The sequence below is a fragment of the Actinomyces sp. HMSC075B09 genome (assembly GCF_001812395.1).
Lineage (GTDB): Bacteria > Actinomycetota > Actinomycetes > Actinomycetales > Actinomycetaceae > Gleimia > Gleimia europaea.
Window position 1 is genome coordinate 1 of the sequence record NZ_KV808733.1, and the last position, 23068, is coordinate 23068.

A 23068-nucleotide genomic window follows, 5' to 3' on the forward strand; every position below is an offset into this window, starting at 1 on the left:
CTCCTGACCAGGAACAACCAACTTACCCTCATACTCAGGCTCGTAGTCGTCGGCGTCCTTAGTTACCAGAACAGTCCAAGCGGCAACGTCGCTAATACCCGAGACCACAACAACGCTGAAGACATCACCCTTCTTGGCGTCTTTAGGAATGTCAAAGGTGCAAGCTGAAACCTGCGCCTTGGTGCCCTTCGACTGGTCAAGATCGCAGGTCTTGACAACCTTGCCCTTGCCATCGCGCCATTCAATCTTGGATGGTAGGGGGGGACAGCGTTCCGTGGAACTCCGGGGTCACGGTTGTGCCCGGCGCGGCAGGCTTGTCAGTTGCGTTGTAGTCAGCCGTGATCGTCACCGGAGCGTACGGAATAAGCGCATGCCGGACGTTGTAAATCTTGTTCAGCGGCTTCCCGTAACGCGGATTGCCTATATCTGAAACAAGAGCAGTTTTAACCTGGTTTTCAGCAGGAACCGCATCCGCTGGCCTGAAGTTACCACCACCGTTGAAACGTTGGAAGATTGGAGTGTGGAAGCCGGTGTAACCGGTCTGAACCACGCCATCCTTGTTCTCGACCCAAACGAACACGTGATCCGGGTTGAGGAAATCCTCACGCGTCTGGTTAGCGTCCGTGTAGTCACCGAAGCGAAGCGAGTAATTGCCTTCGGCATCGGTCTTGCCGTAGACCGTCTTAAGAATGTACTCGGGGTTATCCTCGAGCATCTTCTTAGTCGCTTCGGCGAGCTTATTCGGGTCGTCCTTGTATTGCGCGTGCAGGGCAGCGTTCGCCGCAGCACCTTCCCTTGTTAGGGTAGACGCAAAAACGGTGTAACCAGCAGCGCCAGGGTCTTTGGACTCCTTCTTCGGACCAGTTGCGGGGAATCCCCAATCCGGACTACCACCGGTCTCAAGCCATACCTGGCCAGAAAGCATGTTCGACTCGGGCCCCTGGAGTGCCGCAGCCTTGTCGGGACCCTTAGGGTCTTCAACGAGTTTATCGCCCTTAGCCGCCATCCAGCTGGTCTCATGGCTCGGTGGAATCTCGCGCAAGAACGCGGCCATCAGCTGCATGTTGCCGTCAGCTGCAACAAAGGAGCCCATGGGACCCTCGACCACACCATTGAAGGAGCCAGGAGTCCAACCATTGGCCTGGCGGAACATCTCAACACGGCTACCACGATCATTGATGAAGGGTTCTACCCAGATACGGTGCTTCTGGTCGGTACGGGCAGCCCAGGTGTGCTTACGTCCGAGTTTATCGGTCCATGTAATACCCTTATCACCCGTACCGAAAGCAAAGGTACCCTGGCCACCATTACCACCGAGTACGTCGGGAAGGGTGTGGGTCTTAGCGCTGAAAATCGGCGAGTAGGAGCCATCCTTGTCACGGAACTGCGCGTAGACGGTAATGTCATCTAGCTTAATATTACCGTTGTCGTAAGCAGCGCCCGGGTTACCATTCGGGCCGGTCAGGTACACGTGGCCCGAAATTAGACCCTTGCCTACACCGTGGGCGTCGGTCAGGTTGGCGGCCTTGGTGACACGACCACTGGCGATCATGTCCGCGTCAATGACCTGCGTCGTAGGGCCGGAAACCTGAGCCGGGGCTACTGGCTGAGCAACCGCATAATCAAGGCCACCCAAGAAGTAACCTGGAGTCATGCTAGCGGCCACCGCTATAGCCAAAGCGGCTGAACCTACGCGCACGGAATCTCGACGAAGAATCCTATGCGTCTTTCGTTTCACCATGAGTTAAGAGATCCTCTCGTGTTTTACTCAAAGGCTTTGGAACTGAAATTTCAGTCTCCAGTTACCCCAAACCGAGCGGAAGAGACAGTACGCCCCTCGCACTGACAGCCAATTAATGGGAATTAACTAGGACTAAACTCTCATCTGGAGCCTACAGTTTCGAATTGGGAAAGGCAAGACCATATTCGAAAAGATATTTTCTGGCACTTTCCCCGGCAGTGACAAGGCTTTCTCCCCCGCCCTTCCGGAATTTTGTTTCGAGAAGCGCCTAACTGGCATGGCCGCAACTGCACGTTCGCTCAATTTAGGTAACGACACCGTGCTATTTCTCCCCGTAATGCGGAAAAGCCTAGGAATCCGCGCGCACTAGCATTACGGTGTTTTTAAGCCCCCTTTGCTCGATTTGGAGAAAGTCATGACGCTGGTAGCTGAAACCATCAATCCTCTCGTCGAAAAAGCACTCGCCGCACTTGAAGAATTCAAGAACTACGATCAATCAAGCGTTGACCTCATCGTTGAGGCCGCTGCCAAAGCAGCTCGCGACGCACACGCAAGCCTCGCCCAAATGGCCGTTGAAGAAACCCGGCGCGGCAACTTCGAAGATAAAACCGTTAAGAACATTTTTGCCGCAGAGCACGTTACCGCCTATATGCGCGACCTAAAAACCGTGGGAGTCATATCGCAAAACCAGTTCACCGGAATCACCGAAATTGCGGAACCCGTCGGCGTGGTTGCTGGCATCACCCCCGTCACAAACCCCACCTCCACCACCATCTTCAAATCCCTCATGTGCCTTAAAACGCGCAACCCCATCATCTTCGCGTTCCACCCCGGCGCCCAACAGTGCTCCGCCCAAGCCGCCCGCATCGTCTACAACGCCGCGGTAAACGCCGGGGCTCCACAAGGCTGTATTCAATGGGTTGAAACCCCGTCCATGGAAGCAACCAACGCCCTCATGAATCACCAAGGTGTGTCCGTAATCCTCGCCACCGGCGGCAATGCGATGGTGCGCTCCGCATACTCATGTGGCAAACCCGCCCTAGGCGTTGGCGCCGGTAATGCTCCCGCCTACATACACTCATCAGCTAACCTCAACCGCGCCGTTTACGACGTGGTTGCCTCCAAAGCCTTCGACAACGGCATGATCTGCGCATCCGAGCAGGCCGTCATACTAGATGAAGCAATCAAAGCCGAGGCTCTTAAACAATTCCAAGCCCTTGGCTGCCACATCGCTACCGAAGCCGAAAAAGCGAAGCTTGAAAAACTGCTCTTTGGCGCCACGGCCTTCACCGACGCATGCCAAGCCGCCAGGCTCAACCCCAAGATCGTTGGCCAATCCGCCCACGACATTGCTCACCAAGCCGGGTTCGAAGTACCCGAAGGCACGCAAGCAATCCTCGCGCAATGCACAGAAGTGTCCTACTTGGAGCCCCTAACTCGCGAAAAGCTCAGCCCCGTACTTGCAGTACTTACCGCTAGAGACGCCAACCAAGGCATTGAACTGGCCGCCCAAATGGTAGAACAAGACGGCCTTGGCCACACCGCCGCAATCCACTGCCGCAACCAAGACGTCATCGCTAAGTTTGGGAACCGTGTGCGCGCCGTCCGGCTAGTTGAAAACGCGCCAACCTCACAAGGCGCAATCGGCGGCCTATTCAACAGCTTCATCCCATCACTCACGCTCGGCTGCGGATCATACGGACACAACTCCGTATCAAACAACGTCAGCGCCGTGAACCTCATCAACATCAAACGACTCGGGCGGAGGAACACCGTGATCAGCCCCTTCCAAGTTCCATCAAAAATATTTCAAGGCCCAGGCGCCATTCGCCAGCTCGCCACACTGCAAGACCTAGGCAAAATCACGATCTTCACCGACAAGGCCACTTTGAACTCCGGGGCAGTTGCCAACCTGCTCGCGCTACTGCACACACGCGACGAGGCCAGCTCCATCCAAATCATCGACGACATCCCGCGCACCCTGACCGTTGATTTTCTGTGCGAAGCCACCACCGAAACCGCAGGATTTGGCGCAGACACGCTACTAGCATTTGGCACAACCGCAACGATTAATGCCGCGAAGTTTGTGCGCGCAGGCCTTGCAATCCCCCAAGCAGACATGGCCGACATTTGCGCCGGCCGCATCGCCCTCCCCCCGCGCATCCTACAGCCGCGCCTAATCTGCGCGCCCACAACCTCCGGCGGACAAGCCGCGCTCTCGGCGAAAGCCTCGATGATCGACGCCGAAACCGGCCTCGAACGTCTCATCTCATCAGCCGCCTACCTGCCCTGCATCTCGTTCATGGACCCGCAACTGGCGCAATGGAAGCCAGACCTGCTTGCAGCCCGCGGATTCGAAACCATCGCACAAGCCACCGAAGCGCTCTTCTCAATCCACGCCACGGACTACACCGACGCGCTTGCACTGCACGGCCTTGAACTCGCATTCACAAACCTGCCCCGCGCCGTCGACGAGGCCGACCACAGCGCCGCACACGAAAGCAGCCGCGACAAGGTGGTTTCTGCCGGATCTCTAACCTCCACAGCCCTTGGCAACACCAGCCTGGGACTAGCCGACGCCATCGCGCGCGCCTTCGCCCAATACTCCAACACCCCGCGCCAAGACCTGCTACCCGCAATCCTTCCCAACGTGGTTCGATTCAACGGCTCGCAGCCACACAAACTCGTGGCCTGGCCCAACTATGAGACGTTCCAAATGCCGCAGCGGTGCGAAGAAATCACGCGACACCTCGACATCAAAGTTGGTAGCGAAGGAGCGGTGGAAGCCTACGCCACTGCCCTCGAAAACCTACGCGACCAAGTTGGGCTCACTTCCCTACTGCGCAACATGAACATGCCCGAATCCACGTTCAACCACAAACGCGCAGAGATCGCATCGCTCGCATTCGACTACCAGTCGCACTCAGGCAACCCCCAAACCGCACGTCTTGAAGACATCAAGGAGCTACTAACCGCGTGCTTCCGCGGCCAAAAATGGAGTCGCTAAACTAAAGTTCTGTTACCGCCCGAAGCGAAACAGGAGAACTTCTATGACCGGCCGATCCCCGCGCCCGCGCAAACGGATACGGTGCGCACAACCCCGAGTTGTGAGCACCGAAACGCTTGAGGTCGCGGGGATCACCATTACTGTTCTACGCAAAACCGGCCTGAAAAATATGTATCTGCGGGTTAAGCCGCCCCATGGCAACGTGGTTATCACCGCGCCGCGCGGCGTGCCCCGGCGGGCGCTGCGCGACTTCGCATTGGCTCACCTTGACACCATCGGACGCGGCCGCGAGCGCATTGAAAGACAAACGCGTGACGCGTCCTCTTACGCCACCGGCGAGACCCACTACCTGTGGGGGCGCCCCCTCACTCTTGAAGTGAGCGACGCCGCCCACACGAGCGTACGCGCGTGCGGCGAAAGCTTGATTATGGCGCTGCCCGCCGGCTCTACGCATCAAGAACGGCAGGGCGTTTTAACCGAGTGGTACCGCGAGCAACTCAAACTGGCCCTACCCGCAGCCATTAGACGGTGCGAAGCCAACACCGGACTGGCCGCCAACGAATATCGAGTCAAGAAAATGCGGACCCGCTGGGGCACCTGCAATCCGCGTGCAAAGCGAATCTGGCTGAGTATAAACCTTGCGAAGAAACCCGGGCAGTGCTTGGACTACGTGCTCACCCACGAACTCGTGCACCTGGTTGAACGCGGACACACCCCGCGCTTTCACGCCCTCGTTGCCCGTTACTTCCCCGGGCATGAAGAAGCGGAGCGGGTTCTTAGGTAACCGGGCACGGGTAAAACCTCCTTCGCCACTTGAGCGGCAAACAGAGCGCGTGACGATCATTCTTCCCGCTCGAAAATAAATTACAAAATGACTATTGACATGCAGGGAACGCCCCACTACAGTGAAGGTTAATTGATTAACTAGTTAATGGATTAACGACGGAGTTGACCCCATGGCTATCACGATTGCAGACGTTGCCAAGAAGGCGGGCGTATCTACAGCTTCAGTCTCACTTGTGCTCTCTGGACAACACCAAGGACGTGTTTCCCAAAAGCGCACAGAGACCATCCTGGACGCCGCCAAAGAGCTGAACTATGTAGGCAATTCCCTCGCTGCCAGCCTACGGAAAAAGAAAACCAAGACCCTTGGGTTCGTCTCCGACGTCGTCGCCTCTACTCCCTACGCATACGCCATGGTTGCGGCTGCAAATCGCCGAGCGAACGAACTGGGCTACATGCTCCTCATCTCCGAAACCGGCGGCGATCCTAAAACCACGCAGGACGTGTTCGCAAACTTTATGTCCCACCAAGTCTCTGCAATCGCCTACGCATCCATGCACCATCACGCGATCGAACTTCCTCAGAGCCACCCAAAACACATAATCGTCCTTGACGGTTACGCAGCAAACGAAGACGCCATAGCAGTAGTGCCAAATGAGGTCCAAGGCGCATCCGTCGCAGTTCAACACCTACTCGATCTGGGGCACAAGAAAATCGGCTTCATCAACGATCGCCCGTCGAAGGACGCGGGTCCACTACGCCTGAAAGGTTATAGAACAACCCTGGAAAATGCTGGGATCACTGTAAACGACAATTACATCGCACACGTTGTTACCGGAACACGCGAAGTTGATGAAGTAGCAGAGAAGATGCTGTCAATGCCTGACCGTCCCAGCGCCATCTTCTGCTACAACGACGAAACGGCCGCCGGCGTATATCGCGTGGCAAGGCGTCTAAACCTCCGTATACCCGAAGACCTTTCCGTAGTGGGATTCGACAACTTTCTCCCCATCGCCAAAAACCTAGACCCCCAGCTAACCACCGTTCAACTTCCACACGAAGAAATGGCTACCTGGGTTATCGACTCCCTCGTGAAAATGTCCGATGAGTCGTTCAAAGAACCTGCAGAGCGACTCATCAAATTCAACTGTCCCCTAATCAAACGAGATTCAACACAACACATTTAGCTTCGTCACCGAAGACGAAAACGAAAGGAACACACATGTCTATTCGCAAGGCATCAGCGATCACCGCCACCGCAATGATCGCAACGCTAGCGCTTGCTGGCTGCTCATCACAGCAGGGAGGCGGATCCGATTCCGCTATCACTCTGTGGACCCACAACGGAGGAAACCCAGAAGAACTCGCCGTCGTCCAAGAAGCCGTTGACGATTTCAACTCAAGCCACCCGGACTCACAGATTGAACTAACCGCATTCCCACAAGCGTCCTACAACGATTCCATCGTGTCCGCCGCCTCCTCCGGAGATCTACCCTGCATCCTGGACCTCGACGGCCCGATCATGCCTAACTGGGCCTGGTCTGGATACCTAAGCCCGCTCCAGCTATCCGAAGAAACCACCTCAGGCCTACTCGACTCCACCAAAGGCATCTACAACGACCAGCTGTACTCGGTTGGCCCATACGACACCTCGCTCGCATTCCTGGCACGCCGCTCGGTACTCGAAGAGCACAACATTCGCATCCCGGACGCCGACAAGCCGTGGACGCTAGAAGAGTTCAACGCAGCACTCGAAGAGCTAAAGACCGACTCGAACTTTGACTACGCGATCGACATGTCCGTATGGGACAAGGCAGAGTGGTGGCCCTATGCATACGCTCCAATGTTGCAGTCCTTCGGTGGCGACCTCATCGACCGAAACGACTTCAGCACCGCTGAAGGCATCATCAACGGCCCCGAAGCCCTCAAGTTTGGCGAATGGTTCCAGTCAGTATTCACCAATGGCTGGGCTTCAAAGACCCCAACCGAGGGTGGATCTGACTTCATGCAGGGCAAGGTTCCATTGGTCTACGCAGGTGGATGGCGCGTGCTTGAAGCGCAGCAACAGTTCGGCAAGGATGAAATCCTGATTCTTCCTCCGGTCGACTTTGGTGCAGGAGCACACGTTGGCGGCGGCTCCTGGCAGTGGGGCATCTCCAGCGCATGTGGAAACCAGGCTGGTGCCAACGAATTCATCGACATGATCATGTCCGATGAGTACCTCGTTAAGTACTCCGACGCGACCGGCAACTTCCCGGCTCGCGCATCCGCCCTTCCCAACACTGAAAACTACAAGGAAGGTGGCGCTCTCGAACCCCTCTTCGACATCTCCAAGAAGTTCGCTCTCCTACGCCCCGCCACCCCTGGATACGCAGTTATCTCCTCCGTATTCGATAAGGCAACCCGCGACATCATGAGCGGCGCAGACGTCAAGGCAACCCTAGACCAGGCAGCCAAGGACATCGACGCCGACATCACCGCAAACAACGGCTATAAACAGCCGTAAACCTTAGAGGGGCGGCGCGGCATCACGCGGCGCCGCCCCCATTTCTTCCGCGCTTCTTCGCGACTCAACACCGGTCGCACTTCATCACAGCTCCTCCACACCTTGGAAGTTCAAAATGCAAGCACTCGAGGCCGCGCCTGTAACCTCACCGCGCGTTAAAGAACGTCAACGGACAAAGCGCCACAACACGCTAGTAGGCTGGCTATTTTCGTCACCGGCCCTAATACTTCTTCTACTATTCCTCGTCATCCCGATCTTCATCACGTTTGGCCTGTCATTCACGAATGCTCGCCTGATCTCCCCCACTCCTCCGTCCTTTGTGGGAATCAGGAACTTCACGCGAGCCTTCACCTCAGACCCAACATTTGTGCGCTCGCTACTCAACACGTTGCTATTCGCACTCGTAGTGGTACCGGTACAATCCGGCATTGCACTTGCCCTTGCAATCCTCATCAATCAAAAGGTCAAGGGTGTCACAGCATTCCGTACGATGATCTTCATGCCCGTTGTGACTTCGATGGTTGTGGTCTCGATCCTCTGGAGCTTCTTCTACCAGGAATACGGACTTTTCAACTCCGTGCTGTCAACGCTCACCGGCGGCCTCTGGCCAATGGCTGCGTGGCTCACAAACCCATCGACCGCCATGCCGGCAATCATTATTTTGTCCGTCTGGCAAGCCGTTGGCCTACACATGATGATCTGGCTATCCGGTCTCCAGCTGATAGACCCCTCGCTGTATGAGGCTGCCAAGCTTGACGGAGCCTCCGGATGGCAACAATTCCGTTACGTTACCTGGCCCGGCCTTCGAAACACCATGATCTTCATCCTGGTCACGATCACCATCGCCGCGCTCGGCCTGTTCGTACAGATTGACGTCATTACTCACGGCGGCCCGCAAGACGCTACATCAACCATCGTCTACCACGCGGTTCGCAAGGGATACCGAGAGCAGGACATGGGATACGGATCAGCGATTTCATTGATCTTCTTCCTGCTCGTCCTCGTTATTACCGCTATTCAACGCTTTGCTACGCGCGATAAGGACTAATACAATGTCAACCAAACACAAAGACACCATGCGGGCTTCTAACAAGCGCAGGCTGAACACTACGCTGATCTACATTCTGCTAGTCCTTGCAGCTGCAATTGCAGTATTCCCGCTGCTATTCATGGTTTCGTCCTCACTAAAAGCGAGCGATCAGCAGATCTTTGCAGACCTGACGTCCTGGCGAGCATTCTTCCCGGTTGGCGACCTAACCTTCGACAACTACGCGAACGTCAATAACCGCGTGCCAGCGTTCCGCTTCTTCTTCAACTCGGTACTAGTAACCGTTGCGATCGTCGTATTCGGGCTATTCGTAAACTCGCTAATCGCATTCGCCATTGCGCGTATTCGTTTCAAGGGCTACCAGGTTGTTCTTTCAATCGTTCTGGCCACGCTCATGGTCCCCTTCGAGACCATCGCGGTTCCTCTCATCTACTGGGTGAGCAAACTTCCTCTAGTCACGTGGGCTGGCGACGGCTTCCTTATCAGACAAGGATTGTTGAACACATACCAGGTGCAGATCCTGCCATTCGTCGCCAATGCGCTTGCCATCTTCCTGTTTGTCCAACAGTTCAAGTCCATACCAAAGGACTTTGACGAAGCTGCCCGCGTAGACGGAGCAGGATGGTTTACGATCTACCGCAAAATCATCGTCCCCATGAGTCGCTCAACCTTTGCCACCGTCGCAATCATTACAATGTTGCCAGCATGGAACTCGTATCTTTGGCCACTCATGGCAGTTCAGAAGGAAAACCTGCGCCCGGTCTCAGTGGGCATGCAGTACTTCTTCCAACTAAACCCAGCCTGGGGCGAAATCATGGCGTACGCAACCCTGATCACGCTGCCAATGATCATCCTTTTCGTAATGTTCCAGCGCTCTTTTGTAACCTCACTATCATCATCGGGAGTTAAGGGATAAGCATGTCTTTTGCACTTGAAAACCACTGGGTTTGGGATCACTGGATTCTAAGATCCGAAGACCAACTTGACCTGTTCTACCTTCACGCACCAAAAAGCTTGGGCAACCCATCGCTTCGACACGTCAATGCAGCCATCGGACATGCCGTTTCGAAAGACAATGGCAAGCACTGGGAGGTACTTCCCGTAGCTGTGGCGCCGCGTGAAACACCCGACTTCGATGATCGCGCAATCTGGACAGGTAGCGCCATTCACCTTCCCAACGGAGGAATCCGCCTGTTCTACACCGCGATTTCACAAGGCGATGGCGGCAAGCTCGTTCAACGAATCGGTTGGGCCGACTCTGAGGACGGTGTTACATTCACGCGCAAGCGCTCTTTCCATGATCCAAAGAACCCGCCCCTGCAAGCTGTTGCACCCTGGTATGAGACTCAAGAATCCACCGACGGTGACGTAGCTTGGCGAGACCCGTTTGTATTCCAAGAAGACGGCACGTGGCACATGATTGTCACCGCAACGCTTGCGCGAGAAAAAGGCGAGCAACAAGTGGGTGCCATTGGTCACCTCACCTCCGCCGACCTTGAAACGTGGGAGGCCCATCCTCCCATCGCTCACCACAGCCGTTTCGAAGAAATGGAATGCGCTCAAACGCGCCTCATCGACGGGAAAAACTGGCTTGTATTCTCGTGCACGCCCATGCGTCAAAACCCGCCGACCGCCGGTTTCACCTGGATCGTACCGGGCGACGGACCGCTTGGCTCATTCGACTTCTCACAAGCTATGTATCTCAAGAAGACAGATATCTACGCTTACCAAATCTTCGAAGATGCAGAGGGCAAATGGAAGATCACCGGCTTCCACTCCGGCGACGATGCCACTTTCACCGGCACGATTCCCGAGCCGCTCTATTGGAGCCTCAACGAGTTCGAACTACTGAACTTGAACGAATAGAAAGCTTTATTCGTTCAGGTTCGCAAGCGAGCCTCGGTCAATAAAACTTGGCTCGAACACCACACTATTTGGGAGGTCCTCAACGGATTTCGCGCGCGAGGCGCCGACCAGCAAATCCACGCATTGGCGCCCCATCTGCTCGCGGTCCGTTGAGACCTCCGACAAATCAAACGCCGTATCAGCCGTATAACCGATCTGGCCGCCCAGCGTCATAATCGAGTAGTCGCGTGTAAGCTCAAGCCCGTGATCCGCAGCAAAACCGATCACGCCCTCCGCAACCGGCATGTTGTCGGTAATAATCACCGGGTGCTCATCCGCATTGTCGCGCATTAGAGGAATGATCTGCTGGGCGGCAAGGAAGTTCACGGGTAGCAGCATCTGCTCCAGGTGAAAACCACGTTCGTGTGCGCGCTCTAGCGTAGCCCTATGGATTGCTTTCCCCACACGATCAGCCGGGTTAGCTTCGCGCGATTTTCTGCCAATCAACAGGGCGCGGCTATGCCCGCGAGCGATACACTCATCGACCGCAATCCGCCCTACGGCATCGAAGTCAGTCTCAACGTAAGGAACGCCGCCCTTCCTGCCTGAAAATCCTAAGGCCACCGCGGGCACCTTTTCAGAAAGCAGGACGTCCTCGCGCCAATCATCTTGCTCGACCTCCATGTAGATCACACCGTCAAGCAAACGCGACCTCAAGAACCTGCGGAATGTTCCTTCATCATTACCCACGGTTGTAGGCACCAACAGGGTGAGCCCCAGTTCAGTACAGCGCTGCATCATGCCCGTCACATACTCGGCTGAGCTGCGATCCAGGCCGGAGTTCGTAATATTCAGGTGGATACCAATAGTGCGCAAGTTTCGCGCCGCCAGATTCGCCGCATAGGCGTTAGGCACATAACCGAGTTGCTTGGCAACGCTCAGCACCTTCTGACGCGTCTCTTCACCAATCGGACGCGCCCCCGAAAACACATAGGAGACCGTCGACGGTGACACACCGGCACGCCTAGCAACGTCAGCCCGTGTAACGCCCATACAACCTCCCAAAAACAATAATGCATGTGCATAGAGACACCCCTATGCACATGCATTACTCACCTATCTGAGCCACGCCCCGCAATTTGCGGGCACAACAGCCTCGCCATCACCGATAACAACATCGCAAGACGACGCTACCACGCTGGTAACGTCCTTGACTGTCACCGGCCGCGAAGTCATGTTCAACACCAGCAGCACGCCCTTATTGCGAATCGCGAGGACGTTCTCGTCTCCCAGGTCAACCCACTCGACGTCGCCCTTCGCAAGCTCAAGCTCACGGCGGAGCTTCAACACGCGGCGGTACAGGTTCAGCGTGGAAGCCGGATCATCATCCTGGACATCCGCCGCAAACTCGCCGAAGCAATCCGGCTGCGGCAACCACGTGTCGCCCGTACCAAAACCAAAGTGCGGGGCGTCCGCCTCCCACGGAATCGGCACGCGACACCCATCGCGGCCTCGAACCTGGTGGCCGGTACGCAACCAAGTGGGATCCTGGCGGCTTTCATCCGGCAAGTCAGTGACCTCGGGAAGCCCAAGTTCCTCACCCTGATAGATATACATCGAGCCGGGCAACCCCATGGTGAACACAGCCATGCCCTTCGCGCGCGCAAGGCCCAGCTCGCGATCCGGCTGCGGATCATCAACGCCAATACCTCGGCCGCAATCCATCTGCGGCTCATAACCGTAACGTGTGGTTGCGCGAACCACGTCGTGGTTACTCATAACCCAAGTGACCGGCGCGCCCACAACCCCATTAGCCTTAATCGGGTCATCGATTGCCGCTCGCACATGCTCGGCGTTCCAGTTTGCCTCCAAATAGTTGAAGTTGAACTGCTGGCTCATCTCGTCTTCACGCACGTAAAGAGCCTCACGCTCAGGCGTCAGCCACGCTTCGGCAACCAACACGCGATCGCGCCCATACTCATCTAGTACGCGGCGCCACTCGCGGTAAATGTCGTGTACTCCAGGCTGGTCCCAGAACGGCCCCTCAGTCTGGGTGTACTCGTCCGGATCAACAGCCCAACGATCCGGTCCTACCTTGTCATCAGGCAGGCCCTCTTCCTTCACGAGGCCGTGCGCCACGTCAACGCGGAAACCATCCACCCCTCGATCTAGCCAAAAACGCAGGTAAGACCTAAAGAACTCGTGCACCTTCGGGTTCTCCCAGTTAAAGTCTGGCTGCTCCGGCGCAAACAGGTGCAAATACCACCAGTTACGATCCGCCTCATTATTTGTGAGGGGCTCAACCGCCGTCCACGCAGGGCCGCCAAACAATGACCCCCAGTTGTTAGGGCACTTCCCCTCGCTGTAACGGAACATGTACATGTCACGCTCCGCTGAGTCCGGGCCGGCCTCCAATGCGTCTTGGAACAGCTGCATCTGATCCGAAGAGTGGTTAGGAACAATATCGATGATGATCCTAATGTCGCGCTTATGCGCTTGCGCGATCAGCTCATCGAACTCCTCCAACGTGCCATATTCAGGGTTGACGTCGAAATAGTCCGCCACGTCATACCCCGCATCAGCCTGCGGCGACGGGTAGTGCGGAGACATCCAAATCGCATCAACACCTAGCTTATGCAAATAATCCAGCCGGTTAATGACACCCCGCACATCGCCCAGGCCATCATTGTTCGAATCACTGAAACTACGCGGATAAACCTGGTAAATCACAGCGGTTCGCCACCACTGATCCCAGTCGCTTCGTTGCACGTTGGTCAAAGAAATCTCCTCCTCTATTGCGAAATGCGGAACGTTACTGTTAAACACTTACGGTTGCTGCGAGTCATCCGCCCGAGGTGGCTCCATCGCGACTATTACTTTCATGAAGACTCCCTCGTCTTGGAAAACATTGCGTTAGGTTGACACAAACACTGACTGATCGACGCGCGTCGATACTCTAGAAATTAGACACTCACATACGGATTGTCAAGCACTTTCACTCTCCCACGAATCGAGGCCCCCCACGTGATTCAGCGGTACCTGCAAGCAGACGAGGGCAGCGCGTCCATGCACTCTGCTTCACAAAGACAGAAAGTGGAGGTTGACCAACTTCTTGGTTGACCAACCTCCACTTATCATCCGGCAGTTGCGGTATAGGGTGATCCCCCTTTGCCGGAGCTTTGCTAGCTACAACTTAAAAACTCAGTTGAGCTATACCGCTGCGCCTTACTGGTTCAGCTTTGCAAGCGACGCCTTGGGATCTGCGCCATCAGCGATTTCTTGAAGGACAATGCCCAGATCATCCTGAAGCGACTCGCGTCCGGGCACCGACAGCTTGCGAGCGTACTTTGCGCCCGCGAGCGTCTCATCGACGAGCTTTAGCGATTCCTGGCCCAGCTCGGGCTCAGCCGGATCTACCTGGACGCTAACGTCATTAGCAACCGGGAAGCCTTGAAGCGTGTTTACCCAAATCTGCTGACCCTGACCGACAGCCATGAACTCCACAAACTTTGCAGCTGCCTCAAGCTTTGCTCCATCCAGCTCCGACGAAACAGCCAGAGCGAAGTCAACACCAGTGGTTGCAGTGCCCGAGTTAGGACCAATCTGTGGGAATGCCGCCATACCGACTTCGTCTGCCTCAATCGCAGAACCCGGCTGCTCTTGATCTGGCCCCTCTAGAGCCATGCCAACGTGCCAAGATCCGGTAGGCATAGCAATTGCGCGACGAGCCAAGAAGTAGTCATCACGAGCCTGCGGATAGGTGTTAGTAGTCACCGCACCCTTTTGGAAAACGCCATCAGCAAACAGCTTTTGCCAATCCGTTGCTGCCGCTACCAAAGAATCCGAATCCCACGAAATATCTCCATTAGCAGCCTTGTAAATGTCATCGCCATTGCCGTACTGGTTGCTTAGCCAGACGAAGAAGTCAGCCACGTGCCAAGTATCGCTAGCTCCCATGGCAAATGGAGAATAACCTGCATCTGCCGCGGTCTTGCTGACCTGGACCAGCTCGTCGTAGTTCTTCGGCAACTGCACGCCGATCTCATCCATCAGAGTCTTGTTGTATAGGTAAAACTCCATGCCCGCGTTCAAAATCGGAACCGCAGCCAGCGTGCCGTCTTCCGTCTTGGTCTCTTCAACGGCAACTTCGCTTACCTTATCGATCCAATCAGCAGCGTATTCATCTACCGGCTTCGCAAACTCAGCGTAGTCGTCAAACGACGCACCAACCTGGATTCCATAAATGTCTGGGACTTCCCCTGCCAGAATCTCATTGTCAAGATTCGTGCGGAACTTGTCGTAGTCCTCTTCGCGCGTGTAGTTAATCGTTACGTTCGGGTTTTCCTTCTCAAACGCCTCAATAATCTCAGGCCACTGCACCTGGGTGGGAAGCCAAGTATGGAAGTTCAACTCGACTTTGTCGCCAGTCGCGCCCTCGTCTTGGCTACCTGCACCGCCGCAGCCAGTCATGATGAGAGCAGAGCCAACCGCAATCGCTGCAAGCTTTGCAGACAATCCGTTTCTCATTTGTTTCTCCTTTGTTTTTGTACCTATGAAATCTTTGTTGCCAGGCATCTTGCGATACCGGACAAATCGCCTCGAATATGACTCGTAGCGAACGAACTAAAGTTCACCGTGAAGGTGATAACACTACGTTCTCGACCATTCACCACGCGGACATCGAGCTCTTCCCCATCACGCTGGATAAAGTCCGGAGCCTTACCGTTGAAATACAGCTCGACCTGCCATTCACCCTCAAGCGGAAGCGAAAGCTCATACACTCCCCCACCTGTCAGCGACGATTCAGCAGGACGCAGGTAACCATTTGACTCAAGCTCCGCGCGCGAGGCTTCAAACATCTGTGTTAACCGCCAGTATGACAACCGCGTTGCCCCGTCACTGATCTGAAGATCACAAGACTGGCCGGTCATGCAATCTGGCATGGAAAGAAGCTCCACCTCTCCTACTAGGAGGGATACACGCCCCCGCGAGCGCAAGATCCTGAAGGGTTGCCAAACACTCAAATCGATTTCAACGGGAACCGAAGAGTTTTCAACTCTTCCGTCACTGGTTGACCACTCAACCTCGGTATCGCGTACAGCAAACCGCGCCCAAGCGTCGTTTGCGCTTAGGCTAAATCCCACCTCGCGGAAATCGCCTGCCGTTTCGCTGGCCTCACTCTTCAAGTACAGTTCAGCAATAAAGTCACCCACAGATTCCGCGAGCGGTTTCCCACTCTCCGTCGGGCACCCCACTCCTGACAGCGTGGCCATATTAGGAGCGTCTTGCGCCTGACTTGTAGGCGCGTAGCAGAGCACCTCGTCGCCTGCAATGAAAATGCGATCCAGGTAGAACTGCCGCTGCTCAACCGAGAAGTCTCTTAACGTTTTGCGATCACGGCCGTGATAGCAAATCCACCTATCCAATAAATTCGGGCCTCTAACAATGGAATTATGTCCAGTGCCCTCAACCAGGTCAGACTGTCTGATCAGCGGCATATAAACATCATCGGAAGGTTGCTTAGTCCACTCCATCTGTGCGATTGCAGGCTTAACTTTCGCCCGCGTCACGCCAATGAAATAGTCGGGATTCTCGTACGCATTCCCCGAATAAGTTTGGTAGGCAAACTCGCCATCCGTGAAATAGGTGCTGCCCTCAATCGTGTACCAGTCTCGCCCATCACCAAACCGATTCGCCTCGAACATCTCTTCTTTAATGCTCGGGACAATCACAGGAACCGGCTTGCCTCTTAAAGTAAACGGCGTTGGCATCACGTCAACCACAACGCTGGTTCCAATCAGATCGCTGCATTGGCTCGTCAGCTCGTTAGAAGCGTAGAACATTACGGTCTCGCCATCATTGCCCGTAACGACGTCCGCATCTATCGCAAACTCATCCAGCATCTGGGAACGGAAAGTAAACGGGCCTTCAGGTGTTTCACTGGTTGCCACCCTCATTCGTTGAAAATGCGGATCCGTCTCGCCCGCAGGGCGGTTAGAAACATACATATAGAAAACGCCGTTTCTATAAACCACGCACGGAGCCCAGTAGGAATCCCGGCCATCTTCGCGATAGCAAAACCCCTTGTGCTCCCACGTCACGAGGTCTTTAGAAACGCTCAGGTTTACGCCATCGATCCCCGTGGAATAGCAAAAGTAGGTGCCCGCAAAGTTGATCACAAAAGGATCCGGGTTTGTATGCTGCGAACCATCGACATAGGGAACCGGATTCGTAAACTGCTTCATAGCCATTAGCTCTTCACCGCCCCGCTCGTCATGCCGGACTGCAAGAACCGTTGACTAAACAGATAAATGAGCAGGGTTGGCAAAGTCATCAAAATCAGCCCCGCATAAAGAACGGAGATGTCCTGCTGACTCATCCTGTCAAACTGGAGCAGTGAAATCGCTTTAGTTACCGGGAACTTAGTTGCAGATTTCATCAGCAGTTGCGGCAGTAAGTACTCGTTCCAGGTATAGACGAAAGATAGGACGCTAATAGTTGCTACGGAAGAGCCAGAAATTGGCATCAGGATCTTTCGGAAGATCTCAAACGGGCTCGCCCCATCAATAAGACCTGCCTCGATGATCTCGTTTGGCAACCCATCAAAATGTGTCTTCATAATCATCAGCATCATGATGGCGTTAAACGAGATCATAGGGATGATGACTCCCGTGTAAGAGTCTCGAAGCCCCAGCGAGTTAAAGACATAGAAAACCGGGGTAACCACGGACGCGATCGACACTGCAAGACATGCCATCAGCCCGGAGTAGAGGACTTTGCGGCCTCTAAATTCCATCTTCGAAAACGCGTAGCCACCGAGCGATGCGATTATCACAATCACAATCGTTGAGACCATCGCCATAAGAGCCGAGTTACCAATGGCCTGCCAGTAGTTGAAAGTATCGTGGCGCAATACTCGCGCGTAGTTTTCAAAACCTCCTACCGACACCGACTTGTAGATTGCCAATGCGATAGGGAACATCCAAATGACAAACAAGAACACCAGAGCGGCGTACTTGGCCAGGGTGGGAATTAGTCTGTGACGAGACATTGTTTACCTCGCATCCTTTCGCCGCGCCCACACCATTTGAGCCACGGACAAGACCAGGGCGATAACTAGCAGCACGGTACCGATAGCAGAGGCGTACCCGGCTTGGCGGTTGGCCCTCTCCATGTACAAGAAGGTCGTGAGGAACTGCGTGGATACCCCAGGACCACCCGCGGTGGTCAGCCAGACAATGTCAAAGGTTTTCAGGGAACCGACGATGCCTAGAACTATCAGCGTTGCGGTCACCCCGCGTAGCGAGGGGATAACCACGTGGAACAAGCGTTTCCACCATCCTGCTCCATCAAGTTCCGCAGCTTCGAACAGTTCGGCCGGGATCTGCATGATGCCTGCAAAATAGATCATCATCGAAAATCCCATCCACTGGAACACGTTGATAGCGACGATGCTCCAGAGCCCCAGATCTGCGCCGAGCCACTGGATCACCTCCCCCTCACCAAGTAGGCCAAGTGAGCGCAGCGCTTCGTTCAACGTTCCGTAGTTTGTTTCGAGCATGTATTTGAAAACCGTTGAAACAATCGCCGGCGCCATCGAAATTGGCAGGAAGAATACCGCTTTGAAGAAGTTGGAACCCGGAAGTCTCTCAGCGCAGATTACTGCGACCACAAGACCAAGGAACGCCTGGATAAAAACTGTTACCACCATGAAGATGACGTTATTTTTCAACGCCACCCAAAAGGTACTGTCACTAAAAAGCTCACGGTAATTGCTTAGACCAACAAAGTTCATCTTTGTCAGCCCGTTCCAATCCGTGAAGGACGTGAATACCGTAAACGCAATAAAGAAGTAGATCAGCACGCCCGATATGAGGACTATCGGGGCCACATACAGGTACGGCTTCAAACCGCGAGATAGCTCTCTCATTTTGCCGCCTTCTGGCATCGCTGGCGAATAAAACCTAACCGAATAGTTCAACGTTGAACCAAAAAACTTCTTAACCGTTCTCGACGGCCTGGAGTTTTAGTTCAACGATGAACTAGAGTTGATCACAGACTATAGTAAGTGCGTGGGTTTCGCAATATCCCAATCAAATGGAGGACTACGCCTTGGGGGCAGAACGTAAGCGGGTCACTCTTCTGGACGTGGCAAGAGAGACGGGAGTCAGCGCAAAGACCGTCTCAAACGTTGTCAACAACAAAGGCAACGTCTCCGAGGCCGTGCGTGCAGAGATCCTACAAACCATAAAACGCCTGGATTACCGCCCAAACCTAGCAGCGCGACACCTGCGGCAAGGATCTTCGAGGATGATCGCGCTTACCGTCCCAACGCTACGCGAACCATACTTCGCTGAACTAGCCTCATCCTTCGTTACCTGCGCACAAAAAATGAACGTGCTCGTACTGGTTACCGAAACGGGCGGCGAACGGGGCCGCGAGAAACTAGCAATTGAAGGACACAACCTCCCAGGCATCGACGCGATCATCTGCTCCCCGCTAGCCCTGACAGAGGCCGACCTGCGGAGCCGTAACTCTACACTCCCGCTTGTGCTTCTCGGAGAATACGCATCCGAGTTCAGCGGCCACGGCTACAACCTGCAAATCGGATTCAACAACATCGAAGCAGCCCGCGTGGCAACCGAGCACCTCCTAAAACAAGGCGCGCAGAAAATCGTCGTATTGGGCCACCAGGAAGATCGGACGCAGGCCACTTCAAGACTTCGCTTTCAAGGATACGAAGAAGCGTTAGCTGACGCCGGGATACCGCTGGATCCGAATTTGATTGGCACCGTGATTGACTTCAACCGCGGCGAAGCTGCACGCGCTTTACAGCGCATCATTGATTCAAACACTTATTTTGATGGCATCCTCTGTTTCTCCGACACACTCGCGTTAGGCGCTCTACCCGTTCTAGCTTCTAACGACTCAACTCGCTATAGAAGTATCCCCATCGTTGGGTTCGACAACATTGAAGAGGCTCAATTCGTCACCCCACCATTCGACACCATCGACCCACACATGGGGAGCATTGCGAGCACTGCCTTAAACCAACTATTTGGGCCAGCCTCCTCCCTCGAGGAAGGCCGCCAAAAACACGTCGTTACCGAGTTCGAATTAATAACTCGCAGGTAGACAGCACTCCCCCCCCTCCGGTTCGGCGGGGCACTGAGCAACCCGCTTTCAGCGCCGGCGGCACGCTTCAAATGTTCACAGGATGTTAATGTAGAATTCACTTTCATGATCGTTGCGTTGCAGCTACTGACCTGCCTTGCGGCTGGAGTCGGGGCCCTATATTTGTTTGGGATCTCTGCGGGATCCTTTATCCGCGGCACCCTCGTTGGCGTGACCGCTAATGCCCTGGCATTCTTCGCTTTAATACTCACCGGCCGCACCACCATTTATGGCGCCCCACATTCACCCAAGTTCTACGTTGGGTACCCCGCTATTATTCTCGGACTATGCGTGGTTGCTCTTCTATTCTTGAAAGTCCTCGCATCACGCGGGATTTTAGTCAAGAAGAGCAAGCCTTGGAATTGGCGCGGACTGTTCCCCACCTTCATAGGCGCCATTGTTGGACTACTCGCAGGCCTGTTCTTTTTCATTCCCAAATGGCTTGAAGACAGCGTTGGGGAAATCCCTCAAGACCCTAACTTCATCTTCATCTTGACTGCAGCTGGCGATGCCTCCACCGACGCACAAGATTTGGCACTTTTAAACGAAATCGTAGTCCCTGCCATCTTCCTTGCACTTCTAGGAGCAAGCATCGGTTTCATCCGCTCTGATCTTCACATCAAGATGCCAGCGGCTCGAACCTGGCGAATAACGCATGTGCGCGGCGTAGCCCTCGTGAGCATTGTTGCCCTCCTTGCAGGCTCTTTTGCCTACTCTTACGCGAGGCTACCTATGAAAGAAGCCGCGCAGTTATTCTTCACCACCTCCAGCTATTTGGAGGACAACTATGTTGCTCCCACCGCAGACAACGTGAAGCTACCCGCCCACAAGCGCAACCTGGTGCACATTTACATGGAGTCGGTTGAAAACTCCTACTATTCCAAAGATTTGGGCGGCTACATGGATCAAAATCTAATGCCCGAACTTGCGGCGCTTAGCGAGACGGGAATCTCCTGGTCAAACACCGACAAATTTGGAGGCCCTGACCAGCTGTACGCAACCGGCCACTCCGTGGCCGGCATGATCGCAATGCAAGCCGGCGTCCCCATGCTCGCGTCGGGAACAGCAGGTAGCGATTTCTCCTACCCAGATTTCACAACCATCGGCGACATCCTCAAAAAAGGTGGTTACAACACCACATTCATGCAAGCTTCAACGGCATCCTGGGGCGGACTGGACAGGTACTACCAGCGGCATGGAGGTTTTGATATTCACGACCGCGCCCGTTTTGTTGCCGACGGCAAGATCGAGCACGACTACTTCGTCTGGTGGGGCGTGGAGGATGACAAACTCTACGAATACACCAAGGAAGAACTGGCCAGACTGGGGAGCCAGGACAAACCGTTCTACATGATCGTCGAGAACGGTGATACGCACTTCCCAGACGGTTACGTGTCTGAGAACATGACTGAAGCGCCGTTCGCCTCCCAGTACGCGAACGTGATCCACTACTCGCAAGCCGAAACTGTGAAGCTGATTCGATGGATCCAAGAACAGCCTTGGGCATCCAACACCACCATTGTGGTCACTGGCGATCACCGGTCTATGGACAAAAAGTTCTTCGAAGGGTGGGACAAGAACTACCACCGTACTATCGTGAACTTGATTTTGAATCCCGTGCCTGGCACCGACTTCCCTGATTCGGTAACGAAGAACCGTGAGTTCTCTGCCTTCGACATGTTCCCAACAATCCTCACTGCTATCGGAGCCGAGGTTAAGGACGACCGGCTGGGCCTAGGCGTAAATATGTTCTCTGGCAAACAAACCCTGGTTGAGCGTGACGGCGCCGAGCTGATGAATGAGGAGTTCGCTAAACGCTCTCCCTTCTATGACTCTCACCGCGAAACGAGAGCAGGCAGAGCCGACCGCGAGCAAGACGAGAAATTATAAGTCGGCATCACCGGCCGGCCCTTCGGACACTGCCGGTAAATTGCGCGGGTTTTCTGCCGCGGTCCTAAATAGCCAACACCTGGCTACGTGACACCTGTAGTCGCGCCACATCTCTAGGAGAATATAGAAGCTCCGCCACCATTGTGTGGCGGAGCTTCCTATTGGAGCCACCTATCGGACTCGAACCGATGACCGTCCGCTTACAAGGCGGGTGCTCTACCAACTGAGCTAAGGTGGCGCGGCCACTAGTTTGCCATGAAGTGGCCCTCATTGTCACATACGCTTACTCGCCCTTAGCAGCAGTGAGAATACTATCCACCAGTTCATCAGCGGTCTGACCGCTAAGTTGCACGGCCTTACCACCGGTTACAAACTCAGGCGTGCCCAGCTTCTCGCGCCCCTCCACCTGCGAATCCTTCCACTCGGTGGTATTCGCCTCCAGAATGCCCTTCGCGCCGTCAAGACTAATCTTGTCCACCACGGCCTGGCTCACCCCCACCTGGGTAGCAAGCTCCTTAACCTTTGCCAGCGAGGCGGCCTCGTCCTGAATAACCGACCCGTCACCACCATCAAACTGACTCTTAAAGAACTCGTAGGAGGCATGGTGAAGCTGCTCAAATTTATCCGGCTCCTCCTGCGAAACGAGGTAGGAAGCACTTGCCATCGCGTAATGCCACGGCATGCGAACTACATCGACCGGAACAAGCTCAAGCGAAATCTCGCCATCCTTAACCGACTCCCACAGCTTCGAGCCCAGCAACACATCCACGTTTGCACAAGCGTGGCAGGAATAATCGAAGTACTCACGAACAACCGGAGCATTAGGGTCTGCAACCCCAACGCCCTTTGAAGAAACCACGATCGGCGTGAACTCGCCGGTCATAACCTGATTGTCCTCATTCGATCTTGCTGAGTTAACCACCCAAATGACCGCAATAATCGCAAGCGCCAGCAAAGTACCAACTACCGCGATAATAATCGCGCGAGTCTTGCGTTCCTTCTGCGCCTGCTGCTGGCGCAATTCCTGTGCTTTGATGCGAGCCGCGTCCTTAGATGACGGAGTTGTTGCCATTT

17 protein-coding genes and 1 tRNA gene are annotated in these 23068 nt (G+C 54.8%); 9 read left to right on the forward strand and 9 right to left on the reverse strand.

The genetic code is table 11. From position 1 onward, the window contains the following. Positions 1–241 precede the first annotated feature (241 nt). Positions 242–1699, reverse strand: a complete 1458-nt coding sequence (locus HMPREF2854_RS04450) for a hypothetical protein (protein WP_070619657.1) — start codon at positions 1697–1699, stop codon at positions 242–244. A gap of 457 nt (positions 1700–2156) precedes the next feature. Between HMPREF2854_RS04450 and HMPREF2854_RS04455 the strand changes: the two genes are divergently transcribed. The 7 genes from HMPREF2854_RS04455 (at position 2157) to HMPREF2854_RS04485 (ending at position 10951) form a co-directional block, all read left to right on the forward strand. After that, positions 2157–4748: an aldehyde dehydrogenase family protein gene (locus tag HMPREF2854_RS04455; protein ID WP_070619660.1), complete on the forward strand. Its 2592-nt coding sequence runs from the start codon at positions 2157–2159 to the stop codon at positions 4746–4748. Between the two features lie 100 nt (positions 4749–4848). Beyond that, on the forward strand, positions 4849–5532 hold the full coding sequence (locus HMPREF2854_RS04460) for a M48 family metallopeptidase (protein ID WP_070619718.1): 684 nt from the start codon (positions 4849–4851) through the stop codon (positions 5530–5532). Between the two features lie 172 nt (positions 5533–5704). Beyond that, positions 5705–6718 carry a LacI family DNA-binding transcriptional regulator gene (locus HMPREF2854_RS04465; RefSeq protein WP_070619663.1) on the forward strand — a complete coding sequence of 338 codons (1014 nt, stop codon included), beginning with the start codon at positions 5705–5707 and terminating at the stop codon, positions 6716–6718. A 35-nt stretch (positions 6719–6753) separates the two neighbouring features. Next, positions 6754–8037 (forward strand): sugar ABC transporter substrate-binding protein, encoded by a 1284-nt coding sequence (locus HMPREF2854_RS04470; protein ID WP_070619666.1) that lies wholly within the window; start codon positions 6754–6756, stop codon positions 8035–8037. A gap of 115 nt (positions 8038–8152) precedes the next feature. Continuing rightward, positions 8153–9085 (forward strand): carbohydrate ABC transporter permease, encoded by a 933-nt coding sequence (locus HMPREF2854_RS04475; protein WP_083309385.1) that lies wholly within the window; start codon positions 8153–8155, stop codon positions 9083–9085. Between the two features lie 4 nt (positions 9086–9089). Continuing rightward, the gene (locus HMPREF2854_RS04480) at positions 9090–10001 is read left to right on the forward strand and encodes a carbohydrate ABC transporter permease (protein ID WP_070619669.1); all 912 of its coding nucleotides are present in this window, start codon (positions 9090–9092) and stop codon (positions 9999–10001) included. A gap of 2 nt (positions 10002–10003) precedes the next feature. Further along, a complete protein-coding gene (locus HMPREF2854_RS04485) occupies positions 10004–10951 on the forward strand; it encodes a glycoside hydrolase family 68 protein (protein ID WP_070619672.1) in 948 nt (315 codons plus the stop codon). Positions 10952–10957: 6 nt separating this feature from the next. On the opposite strand, the gene HMPREF2854_RS04490 is transcribed toward HMPREF2854_RS04485, so the two are convergent. The 6 genes from HMPREF2854_RS04490 to HMPREF2854_RS04515 all read right to left on the reverse strand — a co-directional run bounded on the left by HMPREF2854_RS04490 (position 10958) and on the right by HMPREF2854_RS04515 (position 18860). Next, positions 10958–11983: a LacI family DNA-binding transcriptional regulator gene (locus tag HMPREF2854_RS04490; RefSeq protein ID WP_070619675.1), complete on the reverse strand. Its 1026-nt coding sequence runs from the start codon at positions 11981–11983 to the stop codon at positions 10958–10960. Positions 11984–12046: 63 nt separating this feature from the next. Next, positions 12047–13708 (reverse strand): glycoside hydrolase family 13 protein, encoded by a 1662-nt coding sequence (locus HMPREF2854_RS04495; protein WP_070619723.1) that lies wholly within the window; start codon positions 13706–13708, stop codon positions 12047–12049. Between the two features lie 447 nt (positions 13709–14155). Continuing rightward, a complete protein-coding gene (locus HMPREF2854_RS04500; RefSeq protein ID WP_070619678.1) occupies positions 14156–15457 on the reverse strand; it encodes an ABC transporter substrate-binding protein in 1302 nt (433 codons plus the stop codon). Between the two features lie 23 nt (positions 15458–15480). Then, positions 15481–17181 (reverse strand): glycoside hydrolase family 43 protein, encoded by a 1701-nt coding sequence (locus tag HMPREF2854_RS04505; protein ID WP_070619682.1) that lies wholly within the window; start codon positions 17179–17181, stop codon positions 15481–15483. Then, positions 17181–17981, reverse strand: coding sequence for a carbohydrate ABC transporter permease (locus HMPREF2854_RS04510; RefSeq protein WP_070619685.1), 801 nt, complete (start codon positions 17979–17981; stop codon positions 17181–17183). The genes HMPREF2854_RS04505 and HMPREF2854_RS04510 overlap by 1 nt, the downstream gene beginning before the upstream one ends. 3 nt (positions 17982–17984) lie before the next feature. Further along, complete coding sequence (locus tag HMPREF2854_RS04515; protein WP_083309389.1) at positions 17985–18860, reverse strand: carbohydrate ABC transporter permease; 876 nt, start codon at positions 18858–18860, stop codon at positions 17985–17987. A gap of 167 nt (positions 18861–19027) precedes the next feature. Between HMPREF2854_RS04515 and HMPREF2854_RS04520 the strand changes: the two genes are divergently transcribed. Then, positions 19028–20065 (forward strand): LacI family DNA-binding transcriptional regulator, encoded by a 1038-nt coding sequence (locus HMPREF2854_RS04520; RefSeq protein WP_070619693.1) that lies wholly within the window; start codon positions 19028–19030, stop codon positions 20063–20065. 105 nt (positions 20066–20170) lie between these two features. Then, positions 20171–21994, forward strand: coding sequence for a sulfatase-like hydrolase/transferase (locus tag HMPREF2854_RS04525; RefSeq protein ID WP_070619696.1), 1824 nt, complete (start codon positions 20171–20173; stop codon positions 21992–21994). A 162-nt stretch (positions 21995–22156) separates the two neighbouring features. On the opposite strand, the gene HMPREF2854_RS04530 is transcribed toward HMPREF2854_RS04525, so the two are convergent. Then, positions 22157–22232 (reverse strand) — tRNA-Thr (locus HMPREF2854_RS04530). A gap of 45 nt (positions 22233–22277) precedes the next feature. After that, on the reverse strand, positions 22278–23066 hold the full coding sequence (locus HMPREF2854_RS04535) for a DsbA family protein (protein ID WP_070619699.1): 789 nt from the start codon (positions 23064–23066) through the stop codon (positions 22278–22280). Between the last annotated feature and the right edge of the window lie 2 nt (positions 23067–23068).